This is a genomic window from Porcincola intestinalis, from assembly GCF_009696445.1.
GTDB classification, from domain to species: Bacteria; Bacillota; Clostridia; order Lachnospirales; family Lachnospiraceae; genus Porcincola; species Porcincola intestinalis.
Genome location: NZ_VULZ01000013.1, coordinates 47,503 through 62,182, shown reverse-complemented (window position 1 = coordinate 62,182; position 14,680 = coordinate 47,503). Strand labels below are relative to the sequence as shown.

Annotated in this window: 10 protein-coding genes; 4 read left to right on the top strand and 6 right to left on the bottom strand. The window is 51.1% G+C overall.

All coding sequences use genetic code 11. The annotated features are described in order from the left end of the window. The first annotated feature begins 3 nt into the window (after positions 1-3). On the top strand, positions 4-1,278 hold the full coding sequence (locus FYJ35_RS11500) for an ABC transporter permease (RefSeq protein WP_154526674.1): 1,275 nt from the start codon (positions 4-6) through the stop codon (positions 1,276-1,278). After that, positions 1,275-2,507, top strand: coding sequence for a hypothetical protein (locus tag FYJ35_RS11495; RefSeq protein ID WP_154526672.1), 1,233 nt, complete (start codon positions 1,275-1,277; stop codon positions 2,505-2,507). Before FYJ35_RS11500 ends, FYJ35_RS11495 begins: the two co-directional genes overlap by 4 nt. A 43-nt stretch (positions 2,508-2,550) precedes the next feature. Here FYJ35_RS11495 and clpB read toward each other — a convergent pair whose 3' ends face one another. The 5 genes from clpB to topA form a co-directional block, all read right to left on the bottom strand. After that, positions 2,551-5,151, bottom strand: a complete 2,601-nt coding sequence (gene clpB / locus FYJ35_RS11490) for an ATP-dependent chaperone ClpB (protein WP_154526670.1) — start codon at positions 5,149-5,151, stop codon at positions 2,551-2,553. 193 nt (positions 5,152-5,344) lie between these two features. Beyond that, positions 5,345-6,964 carry a chaperonin GroEL gene (gene groL / locus FYJ35_RS11485; protein WP_154526668.1) on the bottom strand — a complete coding sequence of 540 codons (1,620 nt, stop codon included), beginning with the start codon at positions 6,962-6,964 and terminating at the stop codon, positions 5,345-5,347. Positions 6,965-7,009: 45 nt separating this feature from the next. After that, on the bottom strand, positions 7,010-7,291 hold the full coding sequence (locus tag FYJ35_RS11480) for a co-chaperone GroES (protein ID WP_154526666.1): 282 nt from the start codon (positions 7,289-7,291) through the stop codon (positions 7,010-7,012). Between the two features lie 282 nt (positions 7,292-7,573). Then, positions 7,574-8,356: a GTP-sensing pleiotropic transcriptional regulator CodY gene (gene codY / locus FYJ35_RS11475; RefSeq protein WP_154526664.1), complete on the bottom strand. Its 783-nt coding sequence runs from the start codon at positions 8,354-8,356 to the stop codon at positions 7,574-7,576. A gap of 111 nt (positions 8,357-8,467) precedes the next feature. Next, complete coding sequence (gene topA / locus FYJ35_RS11470) at positions 8,468-10,717, bottom strand: type I DNA topoisomerase (RefSeq protein ID WP_154526662.1); 2,250 nt, start codon at positions 10,715-10,717, stop codon at positions 8,468-8,470. Positions 10,718-11,093: 376 nt separating this feature from the next. Here topA and FYJ35_RS11465 point away from each other — a divergent pair, with 376 nt between their 5' ends. Next, positions 11,094-12,695 (top strand): YifB family Mg chelatase-like AAA ATPase, encoded by a 1,602-nt coding sequence (locus FYJ35_RS11465; protein ID WP_154526660.1) that lies wholly within the window; start codon positions 11,094-11,096, stop codon positions 12,693-12,695. 310 nt (positions 12,696-13,005) lie between these two features. Further along, positions 13,006-14,037 carry a DNA-processing protein DprA gene (gene dprA / locus FYJ35_RS11460; protein ID WP_205839821.1) on the top strand — a complete coding sequence of 344 codons (1,032 nt, stop codon included), beginning with the start codon at positions 13,006-13,008 and terminating at the stop codon, positions 14,035-14,037. Positions 14,038-14,061: 24 nt separating this feature from the next. Here dprA and FYJ35_RS11455 read toward each other — a convergent pair whose 3' ends face one another. Then, positions 14,062-14,622, bottom strand: coding sequence for a 4'-phosphopantetheinyl transferase family protein (locus FYJ35_RS11455; RefSeq protein WP_205839820.1), 561 nt, complete (start codon positions 14,620-14,622; stop codon positions 14,062-14,064). Positions 14,623-14,680 lie beyond the last annotated feature (58 nt).

Sequence of the window (14,680 nt, the reverse complement as noted above, 5' to 3'; positions counted from 1 at the left end):
CTCATGAGACAACTGATTATCTATACTGAACTCCAGATTAAAAAAGTTTTCCGTACCTATCCAGCCATGCTGCTGATGACCTGTCTGCTGGCTCTGATCCTGGGGGCTATGCTCTATCTGCAGTCTTCAAAGGCGGCCAGTACGATGACCGGTGATGAGGACAGCAAGGCAGCCATCGGAATCGTCGGCTCCGACTCATCCCCCTATCTGAAAATGGGAATCCGGCTGCTCCAGAATCTGGATCCGTCCAAGGTCGCAGTCCGCTTTCAGCAGCTCAGCCATAAAGACGCCCTTGCCTCTTTGAAAAAGGGAAAACTGAATGCCGTGATTATCATTCCTGAGGGACTTACCGACAAACTGTTGAGTGGAGACGTCTCATCTAAAATGACGCTGATCCTTCCGGATTCGGGCGCATCGCTGGAGCCCCTTCTGATTCGCGAGCTGTCAGCCTGCGTCTCCGTTATAATCGGTCAGATGGAATCGGCCTCCTATGCGCTCGCAGACTTTTATACAGCTTCAGGTGTCACCAGTGCGGAGGACATCTCAGATGCCCAGACGGACCTGCTCTACATGAGTATCCGGAAGCTGCTTTCGCGCAGCCAGATGTTCACACTCCGGCGAATGAAAACGGCAGGGACACTCACAATTGAAAGCTATTATCTCTGTGCCATGTTTCTTCTGCTCGTGCTCCTGACAGGTGTCATGTGTGCCGGTAACTATATACGCACCGACCATTCCATCGAGGTCCTGCTGCATATCCGGGGTTTTCATGCATTCAGTCAGATCGTATCTGAATATCTGTCCCTGGTTTTATTCATGCTGCTATTAGGTGCGGTCTTCATGCCTGCCAGCGGGCTGGGGCTTTCAAAGATGCCGATCGTCTTCTCAGAGCTGAGCAGCGGAACTCACGGATTTTTCCGGAACTATCTGTTCTTCTCCCTGAAGGCGTTTCCTGTCGTCCTGATGGCAGCCGCACTGGACCTTCTTCTCTATGAGCTCGCCGACAGCCTTATCTCCGGCGTTCTGCTTCAGTTTCTGGCCTCTGTTCTGCTGGCTTACCTTTCCGGCGTCTTCTATCCGCTCTCCAGCCTTCCATCAGCCATCCGGGTGCTGTCGCCCTATCTTCCGACGGGGCAGGCGATGCTTTATCTCCGGAAGAGCCTGATCCGCGGTAACAGCATACTGATCCCGCTTGTATACCTTCTGACAGAAACTGCTGTTTTCATCCTGCTTGCAATCTGTCTGAGAAAGAGAAAACTGTCATGGAGTCACGCATGAGATCTATCAAAAAATTTTTTCTCTGGTCTTTCCTGCTGAACCGCCGCTTTCTGAAAAAACCGCTGTTTCTTTTTATTCTGTGCCTGATCCCGCTGACCACCCTGCTGGCACGCCAGATTCCCGGTGAAAGCACATCACTGCTGTCTGTCGGGGTCTGCGCCGGCCAGGCAGAGGATGAGCTGACCGCCAGGGTGCTGGCTCAGCTGACGCAGTCTGATCAGGGCAGCGCAGTCCGTTATATCCGGTATCATAATGAAAAACAACTCAGGCAAGCCGTATTCGACGGAGATGTCCGCCTCGGCTTCCTGTTTCCAAAGGATCTTTCTGCTCTGTTTTCATCCTTTGCTGCTGTGCCTGCATCGGGTACAGGAGGCGCACTCAGCATCCTCGGCCAGGCCTTCGGGGCTTCTGATTCCGAGGCAGTTGACAAAAAAGGAATGCAAAAAAACGCGATTCGCGTCATCTGCGGTAGCAATGACATCGTCACGAAGATGGAAAAAGAACAATTATTTGGAAAACTATATCCAGAAATCGAAAGATATGTTCTGAAAGCATGGATGGATGTCCATGCAGACGATTTTTCGACCGATAAGGAGAAGAGAGATGCCTGGCTTGATAGACTGCTTTCGGATTCCACGGTGACCGGCAATTTTTTCCAGCTCTCCTATCTCAATGGCGACCTGATTCAGGACCAGGAACTCAACACCTACTATCTGTCCCCGCTGAGAGGCCTTCTTGCGATCACACTGATCCTGATCTGCTTCGCCGCCTGTCTCTTTCTGATGCAGGATAACCAGCGGCAGCTTTTCGTGTGGCTGTCCCCCTCGCTCAGGCCCTGGCTTCACTACCTGTATCTCCTGATCCCGGTTCTGGATGGAGGTCTCTTTGTCTTCATCGCACTGTCCGTCTCCGGCGTCGGATCCGGCCTGTCAGAGCTGGCACCATTTCTTCTCTACCTGCCTGCAGTCTGCGGATTCAGCAATCTGGTCCGTGTCCTTACAGGGAAGATGACACTTCTCTCCGCCTCGATCCCAATCGTCGTGATGGGCTGTCTGTTCCTGACGCCGGTATTTTTTGATCTTCAGATCATCCCGGCTTTGCAGGCAGTCCTTCCGACAGCCTTTTATCTCAGAACGCTTCACGGAGCATCGACACTCCTTCCGCTTTCTCTCTATGCCGCGGTCACCTCCGGAGCGTCCATTCTGATCGACTGGCTGAAGAACCGGTGAAGAGAAGCTATCCGGCTCTTCAGCCACTGTAATCTGTCCTGTTTCAGGCATCTTTGCCTGCATGCACCACTCCTGCACTGAGCTTTCCATCCTTCGCATCTACAAGGATGGTATCTCCGTCCAGCACGTCGCCCTGAAGGATCAGTTTAGCAGCAAGTGTCTCTACATTCTTCTGCAAATACCGTCGAAGCGGACGAGCACCGAAGGCCGGATCATATCCGCCCTCTATGACAGACTGCTTCGCCGCCTCTGTCAGTTTCAACGTTACTCCCTGGCTCTTCAGTCTGCGGTTCAGCTCCGTCATCATCAGGTCTATGATCCCGCTAATATTTTCCTTCGACAGCGGGTGGAACAGAATAATCTCATCCAGCCTGTTCAAAAACTCCGGTCTGAAGTGGGCCTTCAGCTCTGCATCTACCTCTGACCGGACAGCCTCCGATATCACGCCATTTTTCTCAATACCATTCAGAAGGTATTGCGACCCGATGTTCGAGGTCATGATCAGGATCGTATTCTTGAAGTCGACCGTCCTGCCCTGTGAATCAGTGATTCGTCCATCGTCCAGAACCTGGAGCAGAATATTGAAGACGTCAGGGTGTGCCTTTTCAATTTCATCGAACAAGACAACCGAGTACGGGTGGCGTCTCACTGCCTCTGTCAGCTGTCCGCCCTCATCATACCCGACATATCCCGGAGGCGCACCGATCAGCCGGGACACGGAGAACTTCTCCATGTACTCACTCATATCAATCCGCACCATATTGTTCTCGTCATCAAACAGATTCTGTGCGAGCGCCTTCGCAAGCTCTGTCTTCCCGACGCCGGTCGGGCCGAGGAACAGGAAGGAGCCGATCGGGCGGGTCGGATCCTTGATCCCGGCTTTGGACCTGAGGATCGCGTCCACAACCTTTGTCACCGCCTCATCCTGACCGATGACACGTTCATGAAGCTTATCCCCAAGCTGCAAAATCTTCTGCCGTTCGCCCTGGTTCAGCTTTGCAACCGGAATACCGGTCCACCTGCTGACCACCCGAGCAATCTCATCCTCCGTTACCGCCTCATGAACAAGGGACAAATCCTTCTTCTTCAGGCTGTCCTCCTCCTTGTTAAGCTCCGCTTTCAGCTTCGGAAGTTCCCCATACTGCAAGCGTGCCGCTTCATTCAGATCAGATCTCTGCTTGGCTGCCTCAATCTGCTTGCCGATTTGCTCGATCTGTTCGCGCAGCTGACTGCGGCGGCTGACCACTGCCTTCTCATTCTCCCACTGTACCTTCTCAGCCTTGAACTTTTCCTGTAGATCTGCCAGCTCCTTCTGAAGATTTGCCAGACGCTCCTTTGAAGCATTGTCTGTCTCCTTCTTCAGTGCGGTCTCCTCAATCTGCATCTGCATGATACGCCGGTTCATTTCATCCAGCTCGGCCGGAAGGGAATCCATCTCCGTCTTGATCTGGGCGCAGGCCTCATCGACCAGGTCGATGGCTTTGTCCGGAAGGAACCGGTCAGAGATGTATCGATGCGAAAGGGTCGCCGCCGCAACGAGCGCGCCATCTGTGATCTTCACATGGTGATAAACCTCGTACCGTTCCTTGAGTCCTCTCAGAATAGAAATGGTATCCTCCACGGTCGGTTCATCCACCATCACAGGCTGGAAACGCCTTGCCAGCGCCGCATCCTTTTCGATGTACTTCCGGTACTCATCAAGCGTTGTCGCCCCGATACAATGGAGTTCGCCTCTTGCGAGCATTGGCTTCAGCATGTTTCCGGCATCCATGGCGCCATCGGTCTTACCAGCCCCGACAATCAGATGCAGCTCATCGATAAAGAGAATAATCTCCCCCTCGCTCTTTGACACCTCGTTCAGCACCGATTTCAGCCGTTCCTCAAACTCGCCTCTGTACTTGGCTCCTGCCACGAGGGCACCCATATCAAGTGAAAAGATTTTCTTGTTCTTCAGAGAATCCGGGACATCCTCTCTTGCGATGCGCTCTGCCAGTCCTTCTACGACGGCTGTCTTTCCTACGCCAGGCTCACCGATCAGAACCGGGTTGTTCTTCGTCTTTCTTGAGAGAATCCGAATGACATTCCGAATCTCATCATCACGGCCGATGATCGGATCCATCTTCTGCTGCTTTGCCTTCGCGACAAGCTCCGTCCCATACTTAGCCAGAGCGTCGTAGGTGTCTTCCGGTGTATCTGTATTGACGACCTGATTACCCCGGACAGTCGACAATGCCTGGAGGAATTTCTCTCTTGTGACATTCTCCTTCTGGAAAAATGTGCGCATCGACGGAGATGCAAAATCGAACATGCTGAGAAACAGATGTTCAACAGCGACATAGCTGTCCCCCATCTTCTTTGCTTCGTCCTCTGCCCCAAGTAGTGCTTTGTTCAGATACTGTCCGATATAGGCCTGCCCGCCGGAAACCTTCGGCCGTGCCTCAATCATCTGCGTCAGATCATGGTCAAACAGCCGCTCATCGATTCCCATCTTCGATACCAGCTGTGCAATCAGAGACTGATCCTGATGCAAAAGTGCATACAGCAGATGCTCCTGCTCGATTTCCTGATTTCCAAAGTCAGAAGCGACCTTTTCAAGCTGGTTGACCGCATCAACCGATTTTTGTGTGAATTTCTGTATGTTCATCCTTTCCGCCCCCTTTCCTGTAAGGGATTGTAATTCTTCAGATCACCCTGTGTTTTTGTTCTAGCACAGATTGTTAGCACTGTCAATCGTCGAGTGCTAACAATCTGGTTTGAAAACGGGCAGGGGAATCCCCTGCCCGTAATATCACCTGAAGCGAGCTTTTGTCAGTGGCCGGACCATTGATCTGTTCTGATCAATACATTCCGCCTGCCGGCTGTGCCGGTGCTGCCGGAGCCGGTTCCTTGATGTCTCCGACAACTGCTTCTGTGGTAAGAAGCTCAGAGGAAACAGAGGCCGCATTCTGAAGAGCGGACCGTGTCACCTTTGCCGGGTCGATGATGCCCGCCTCGATCATGTCAACATACTTGTCATTGTATGCATCGAAGCCGATTCCATCAGCAGACTCCTTGACCTTGTTGACAACAACCGCACCCGAAAGTCCGGCATTCTCTGCGATATAGAACAGCGGCGCCTCGAGAGCCTTCAGCACGATCTGAGCACCCGTCTTCTCATCTCCTGTCAGTCCTTCCAATTCCTTTGCCGCCTTTGCTGCCGCATGAATCAGTGCAGCGCCGCCGCCGACAACGATTCCTTCCTCAACAGCAGCTCTGGTTGCATTCAGCGCATCTTCCATACGGAACTTTGCGTCCTTCATCTCTGTCTCGGTAGCTGCTCCGACACGGACAACTGCAACGCCGCCGGCAAGCTTTGCCAGACGCTCCTGAAGCTTTTCCTTATCAAAGGAAGACTTGGTTTCCGCAATCTGTGCTCTGATCTGGTCGACTCTCTCATGAATCTTGTTCTTGTCGCCTTCTCCATCGACGATAACAGTGTTTTCCTTTGTGACCTTTACACTCTTTGCTCTGCCAAGCATATCGATCGTTGCGCTCTTGAGCTCGATTCCAAGATCATCAGAAATAACTGTGCCGCCTGTCAGGATTGCGATATCCTGCAGCATATCCTTTCTTCTGTCGCCATATCCCGGAGCCTTGACAGCAACAACGGAGAAGGTTCCTCTCAGCTTATTCAGAATCAGGGTTGTAAGGGCCTCACCCTCAACATCCTCCGCAATGATGAGCAGCTTTTTGCCAGACTGTACGATCTGCTCGAGCAGCGGGAGAATATCCTGGACATTGCTGATCTTTTTATCCGTGATCATGATATACGGATCATCCAGGTTTGCTTCCATCTTCTCGGTATCGGTTGCAAAATAGGAGGAAAGATATCCTCTGTCAAACTCCATTCCTTCAACCAGGTCCAGCTCTGTCTGCATGGTCTTGGATTCCTCGACAGTGATAACACCATCCTTCGAAACCTTCTCCATCGCATCAGCGACCATCTCACCGACCTGCTCATCTCCGGAAGAAACAGCCGCGACCTTCGCAATCTGCTCCTTGCCCTTTACCTTCTGGCTCATCTCCTTGATCGCCTTCACGGTCGCATCGGTTGCCTTCTTCATCCCCTTCTTCATGACGATCGGATTAGCACCTGCAGCCAGGTTCTTCATGCCTTCATGAACCATCGCCTGAGCAAGGACGGTTGCTGTGGTCGTACCATCACCTGCAACATCATTCGTCTTGGAAGCAACCTCACGGATCAGCTGAGCACCCATATTCTCAAAGCGATCCTTCAGCTCGATCTCCTTTGCAATCGTGACACCATCATTCGTAATCACCGGGCTGCCATATTCCTTGTCAAGGACAACATTCCTGCCCTTCGGTCCCAGTGTAACACGAACCGTATCTGCCAGCTTATCAACGCCAACTCTCAGTCCCTCGCGGGCGTCATCTCCATATTTCAATTCCTTTGCCATTGTTTTAATCCTCCTTTAATGTCCCTTCAAACCGCATTGCGTCTCTTACTCAACCTTTGCAAGAATGTCGGACATCTTGCAGATCACATACTCCTCTTCACCAAGTTTAACTTCTGTTCCGGCATATTTGGAATAGACAACCTTGTCGCCTTCCTTCACCGTCATTGCGATTTCCTTGCCATCGACCTTTCCGTCTCCCACTGCGAGAACGGTCGCTTCCTGCGGCTTTTCCTGACTCTTTGCTGCCAGAATGATTCCGGATTTAGTAGTTTCCTCAGCTTCAAGCTGCTTCAGGACAACTTTGTCACCCAACGGATAGAGTTTCATAACCAATACCTCCTGACACATCCTCTTGATTCCATTACTCTGATGTCATTTATTATTGCTAGCACTCACTATATTCGAGTGCTAAATCACATTGCCTATAATAACAAAATCAGCGAAGATTGCAAGTATCCTCATTTTTTATATTTCAGCGTATATTGTATTAATTCTCATTTATCCTCAATTATTCTCTATATATCTTCATTTTAAAATACACATAGAAAAACTCCGAAGATCCCGCATTCTGCAGATACCTCCGGAGCCAGTCTGCTGCTTTTTTCAGTTTTACAGTTTCTTCGTTTTCTTGATTTCCTTGAGCTGATCATACACGGCATCGTTCAGTACCTTGATGTAGGTTCCCTTCATGCCGGATGACTTTGACTCAATAACACCTGCACTCTCAAACTTTCGAAGCGCATTCACGATGACGGAGCGCGTAATGCCGACTCTGTCTGCAATCTTGGACGCAACCAGCACTCCTTCGGATCCTCCCAGCTCATCAAAAATATGTACGATCGCCTCCAGCTCTGAATAGCTCAGTGTATTAATCGCAGACTTGACTATCTGTACCTTCCTGTTTTCCTCTGCGCTTTCCTCATTCAAAGAACGCATCATCTCCAAACCGACAACCGTTGTCCCATATTCGGCGAGGATAATATCGTCAATCTCAAATGGCTTGTCGATCCGGTACATGAAAACAGTTCCCAGACGTTCTCCCGCAATCTCAATCGGGTCGACAATTGCCTGAAACTTATGAAGATTCTCTCCTGTAAATCCCAGCGTCTCAAGATTCACATTCTCCTGCGTCGAGAGGATGTTCAGGAAGCGCTCATTCAGCATCTCATCTATGAAATCCCCGATATGATCAACAATCAGCTGGTTCAATTCCTCGATGTGATCCGAGAGCCCGACCCCCAGAACCTTTCCTTTACGGCTGATGACAAGGACATTCGATTCCAGAATATCTGTCAGCACCGCGCAGATATCATTGAAGACAACCTTACTTGAGCTGTTGTTATGAAGCAGCTGTCCGATCTTTCTTGTTTTATCCAGTAACTCAACACTCATGATTTCCCTCCTGAACGGAAAGCGCTGCTTCCGTGCACATCGTCTTGTCGAAGAGATTTTAACAGACAATTTTAGACTTTTCAATAGATTATCTGGTTTTTCATAATATAATTATTTGTTGTCTTTCTCTTCTGTCTTCTTCGGGAGAATAAACCCACATGTCTGGTTGGAGCAGAGCAGACGGTTTCCTTTTTCGACCATATAACTGCCACACTCCGGACATTTGACTGTGGAAGGCTTGTTCCAGGAGATAAAATCACACTCCGGATTCGAACAGCCATAGAAAATTCTGCCCTTCTTTGAACGTCTGATGACAACATCCTGCCCGCACTTCGGGCAGGGGACCCCTGCCTTCTCAAAATAGGGCTTTGTATTCCTGCACTCCGGAAATCCGGGGCATGCCAGGAACTTGCCATGCGGCCCGTACTTCACGACCATGCGCCGCCCGCACTTGTCGCAAACGACATCTGACACCTCGTCCGCAACTTTCACCTTCGAAAGCGTTTCCTCGGCGTGCTGAACTTCCTTGTCGAGATCCGGATAGAAATTACGCAGAATGGTCTTCCAGTCTGTTCTCCCCTCCGCAACCGAATCGAGCATGGATTCCATGTAGGCTGTAAACTGGACATTATCAATCTCCGGAAAAGACTTCCTGAGAATGTCATCGACTGCTGTTCCAAGCTCCGTAATGTAGAGGTTTCGCTTCTCCTTCGTTACATAATGTCTTGCAAGAAGTGTTGTGATAGTGGGTGCATATGTGGACGGACGCCCAATCCCAAGCTCCTCCAGGGCATGAACAAGCGAAGCTTCCGTATAGTGCGCAGGCGGCTGTGTGAAATGCTGCTCCCCCTTCATCTTCGACAGCTCCAGCTGCTCTCCCTCGGTGAGCTTCTCAGTCAGAACAGGCTGCCCCTTCTTCTCTTCGTCTGTCTCTGTATAAACGGTCAGGTATCCCTCCGACAGGATTCGGCTGGAGCTCGTCGAGAAGATATAACGGCAGGCCCCACCGCCCTGCGGCTCTTCTGCATTCTCCCCTGCGTGCTTCTGTGCACCGCTCCTCATCAAGTCACTTTCCATCACTTCATCTGAAGCAATCCGGATCTGAAGAGTCTCATACTTTGCTGGCGCCATACGGCTTCCTACAAACCGTTTCCAGATCAGCTGATACAGTCGGAACTGATCTCTTGTCAGTGCTTCTTTCACCTCAGCCGGCGTCCTGCTGATATCGGAGGGCCGGATGGCTTCATGGGCATCCTGAATGTGTACACCATTGTTGGAAGGTTCCTGCACCTTCCCTGCCACACTCTTCTGTCCTGCCGCACCTCCCTGCGAATGGTTGATTCGGTTTCTTAATTCTTCAGATAAAAAGGCTTCTCCAAAATGACTGGAAATATAGGCAGCTGCCGCGTCGTTAGCTTCATCAGAGATACGCGTCGAATCCGTTCTCAGATATGTAATCAGACCGACCGTTCCAGAGCCGGCAAGATCAACCCCCTCATAGAGCTGCTGTGCCAGGCGCATCGTCTTTTGAGTCGGAAAGTTCAGAGACTTGGCAGCCTCCTGCTGAAGAGTACTGGTTGTAAATGGGAGCGGCGCTTTTCTGGTCCGCTCTCCCTTTTTAATGGTGCTGACACAGAATGAAGCGCCGGACAGTGTCTCTCTGATTGCGGCGGTCTGCTCACCGCTTGTGAGACTGATTCTGGTATACTTTCCTCCTGCCTCCTTGCCGGCCAGCTGGGCTTCAAGCCCGCTTTTCAGTCCAGGCAGCGCAAACTCAGCCCCCAGTGTCCAGAATTCCTGCGGGATAAACTCACTGATTTCGTTTTCCCGCTTGGCAATAATCCGCAGTGCGACAGACTGTACCCTCCCGGCTGACAGTCCCCTTCTGATTTTCGCCCACAGAAGCGGTGAAATCCTGTATCCTACCATCCTGTCCAGAATCCGGCGAGTCTGCTGCGCATCCACCATATTCATATCAATCTGCCTCGGATGCTTCAGCGCTTCCTTCACAGCGGATTTCGTAATCTCATTGAACGTAATCCGATTCGTCTTTTCCGGGTCAAGATTCAGGGCTGCCTGCAGGTGCCAGGAAATGGCCTCTCCCTCGCGGTCAGGGTCCGTTGCAAGGAAAACTTTATCCGCCTTTTTCGCTTCCTTGCGAAGCGCAGCCAGAACTTCTCCTTTTCCACGGATCGTGATATATTTCGGCTCATAATCATGCTCCGGATCAAAGCCGAGCTGACTTTTCGGAAGATCACGGACATGGCCTGTAGAAGCCATGATCTCATAATTCTTGCCCAGAAATTTCTTAATTGTCTTAACCTTTGTTGGAGACTCAACAATTACCAGATATTTCGCCATAATGTATCCCATTCAGAGCAGATTGCTGTACAACATTTTCAGAATATACACCATAGCCACCCCTTATGCAAGCAATACCGTACCGCATCAATCAAACTGCTGTACTTGCACTGCGAGAAACGTGCGGCAATCTACACAAAAAACGTACAGAAAATTCTGTTTGACAGCCCTCATAAAGGATGCTACCCTGTCCCCATCTTCATGAGAAACGCTTTATCAATCGTCTTTTCTCTATCTCTGATTATCTATCTCTAATATTCTTCAGGCACTTCATGCTCGTCCGATCACCTGTCTTTCTGTCCCGACGCACACTGACTTCTTCGTTGTATGGAGCAGGCTGTACAGAAAAATCGTTTCTTCAACAGGAGAATCCTGCATGTTCAGCACGGTCTTATCAGCAGCCATCAATGGCATGGAAAGCAAAAAAGTAACAGTAGAGGCAGATGTTGCAGATGGACTTCCTACCTTTACAATGGTTGGATATCTGGCTTCGGAGACAAAAGAAGCTGCAGAGCGCGTCCGGTCTGCGCTTCGAAACAGCGGGCTGTCGATCGGTGTTCGCCACATCACAGTCAATCTGGCGCCCGCTGCCCTCCATAAGCAGGGAAGCAGCTTTGACCTGGCAATCGCAATTGCGCTGCTCACAGCTGCGGAAACATTGCAACCGGAATCTGTGTGCGGGGTATTGTTCATCGGGGAACTGGGGCTGAACGGAAGGCTCAATCCAGTTCGCGGCGTCCTGGAGATTGTGTCAGGAGCCTTGTCCTGTGGCTGTGGAACCGTAATCGTTCCTGCTGCCAACCTTGCGGAGGGATCTATGATCCGAGGTGTCCGGGTGCTCGGAGCAGAAACACTGGTTCAGGTTGTCAGCTTTCTTGCAGCAAAAGCAGGCCCCCCTGAAGTGCCAGGTATGAATCTTTCCATGCAGGGTGCGCTGAAGCCAGGCAGTCTTTATGAACGGCGGGCGGATATCGAAGAGGTTCGGCATCTGCAGAGAAAGGGGCAAAGCCGGGATTTCTCACAGATTAGAGGGCAAAGACTTCTCAGACGCGCCTCCGAGGTAGCAGCTGCAGGGTTTCATAACCTGCTGATGATCGGACCACCCGGAGCAGGAAAAACCATGACAGCCCATTGTCTTACAACAATTATGCCTGAGATGACAGATGAAGAGGTACTGGAAGTCTCGAAGATTCATTCAATCGCCGGGACGCTGCCTTCCGATGGGCTTGTGACAGTCCGTCCGTTCAGAGGGCCGCACCATACAGTGACAAAGCCTGCCCTTTGCGGAGGCGGGGCGCCTCCCGGACCGGGAGAAGTCAGTCTGGCGCACAGAGGGATTCTGTATCTGGACGAATTTCCGGAGTTCGACAAAGCGACCATCGAAGCCCTCAGGCAGCCGCTGGAGGACCGCGTAATCCGGATTTCACGGGTCACGGGCAGTTACTCCTTCCCTGCCGGATTCATGCTGGTTGCATCGATGAATCCCTGCCGGTGCGGGTATTTCCCGGATCGTTCCATCTGCCGGTGCAGCAATGCAGAAGTGAGACAGTATTTATCAAGGATCAGCATGCCGCTTCTGGACCGGATTGACCTGTGCGTAGAGGCACGAAGAGTCTCATTTGAGGAACTGACAGACGGCAGAAAAGAAGAAAGCTCAGCAGAGATCAGGGAACGGGTAAACAGAGCCCACAAGCGACAGAGAGCCCGGTATCAGAGTTCAGGCTTTCAGTTCAACTCAGAGCTGTCCGCTGTAGATGTAAAGCGATTCTGTCCCCTTACAAAGGAAGAGGAAAGGTGGATGGCGAAAGTTTACGATTCTCTGTCATTGACCGCCAGGTCCTACAATCGGATTCTGAAGGTTGCCAGGACAATCGCGGATCTGGACGAAGAAGAGCAGATTCTGCCCCGCCACCTCTCAGAAGCCGTTTCACTGCGAGCAGTCGACAGAAGATACTGGGATGATGCACTGAGAAACTGAATATATGAATGTTTCCTCATTAATGAATTATAAGGAACGTCCCCTGTGTGATGGAAAGGAATCCATAATGAAACAGTCCAAAGAGTCTCCATTTTGTGAATCAACAGACAAAACGCATATGCATGAGAAATCAGGCCTGAACAACGACAGTACTCAAAAAAGCGACTACCGGCACGCCTTTTCCCAGCCTGGCGATGATCTGTACTGGCAGTGGCTCTGCTCATGCCCGATTCTGACAAGGAATGAAATACTTGCCTTAATCCAATATTTCGGCTCTCCAAGAGGAGTATATGAAGCCCCCCTGTTAGCCATGGCACCTTTTCAAAAGCTGCGGCAAAAATGGGTCCGCTCACTTATATCCTATAAAGAGTCCTGCAGCCTGGAGAAAAGTGCAGATCTTCTCCATCAGAAGGGTTTGAAATTCTGCTATCAGGATGACCGTCACTTTCCGCAAAAGCTGAGAGAACTCGTGGACTGCCCGCATGGTCTGTTCTATAAAGGGAATTTACCGGATCCGGACGTATTATCGGTAGCTGTCATTGGAGCAAGAAGATGCAGCCATTATGGCGCAAAGATGGCGGCATACCTGGGCGCTCAGCTTGCCCGATACAAAGTCCAGGTAATCAGCGGAATGGCTGCCGGGATTGATGGCATGGCTCAGAGAGCCTGCATTGAGGAGGGCGGCAGAAGCTTTGCGGTTCTTGGAAGCGGAGCCGATATCTGTTACCCACCGGAGAACAGCCGTCTGTACAGAAGCCTGCCTGATCGCGGCGGGGTCATTTCGGAATTCGGTCCGGCTACCCCACCGCTTCCCGGCCATTTTCCAATACGGAACCGGCTGATTTGCGGACTGGCGGATGCCGTCATCGTTGTAGAGGCGAGGAAGAAAAGCGGTTCTCTGATCACGGTCGATCTGGCGCTTGATCAGGGAAAGGATGTCTATGCGGTCCCAGGAAGATTTGGTGATGAATTGAGCTATGGCTGCAATCATCTGATTGAACAGGGAGCAGGCATTCTGACATCCGTGGAACAGTTTGTGGAGGAGGTCTGCCAGAGAAACGGATTAACATACACTCCCGCGGAGAACGAGAACAGGTACATGGATTCAAACGATGATCATGCCTGCTCCAGGCATTCCCGAGCACCTTCCAGCCTCACACAAGTAGAACAACTGATTTTCGAGAAGCTTGAACTGGATGCGAAAGGGATTGACCAGCTGCTTGAAGAAACAGGCCTGACAATGACACAGCTCACAGAGGGAATTCTGAACCTGCAGGTACGGAATGCGGTTCAGGAAGTCTCCCGGAACCGGTATGCCCGAAGTTCTATTACACTGTCATGACAAATCCGCACGCTTGCCTGTCCCTTATCTTGTCTTCCTGTTGCGTTTTATACATGCCACAAGCGTATAAGCCTCATTCATTTCTTCGCGAAGTTCACAGCTTCTGGAGAGACAGAGGCAATCAACAAGACGAAGGTCCTGACGGATACCTGTTCCCTCGCACTTGAGAATTGCTTCCTTGCGGCTCCAGAACAGGTTCAGCAGCCGTTTCTTTTCATCTTCCGAGGATGCCTCCCGGATCATGCGGTTCTCAGATTCACTGCAGATTTTACGTGCAAGCAGCTCCCGATAAGGAAACCGTGCCTCGATGTCGATACCGACGGCAGATGTCTCAGCTGAATCTGATACAACGACAGCCGCATAGCCATTCTTACTGTGGCTGAGATTAAACAGAATCTCCGGATGCCCGGGCAGATAGGGCTTTCCAAGCGCATCCTTCACGAACGGGCTGATCATTGATTCACCGCTGCTTCCGGCAAACCCACAATCTGTCAGCAGTCGGCATCCCCCATACTCCTTCTCAAGTCCGGGGAAGGCTGTCATGATCTCACCAAGCAGAAACCGATAAGCCGCTTTCCGGGACATTGTCTGCCTCACCTTCATCCATTTTGCCCGTTCGGATGACTCTTTTCCAACGGAATCA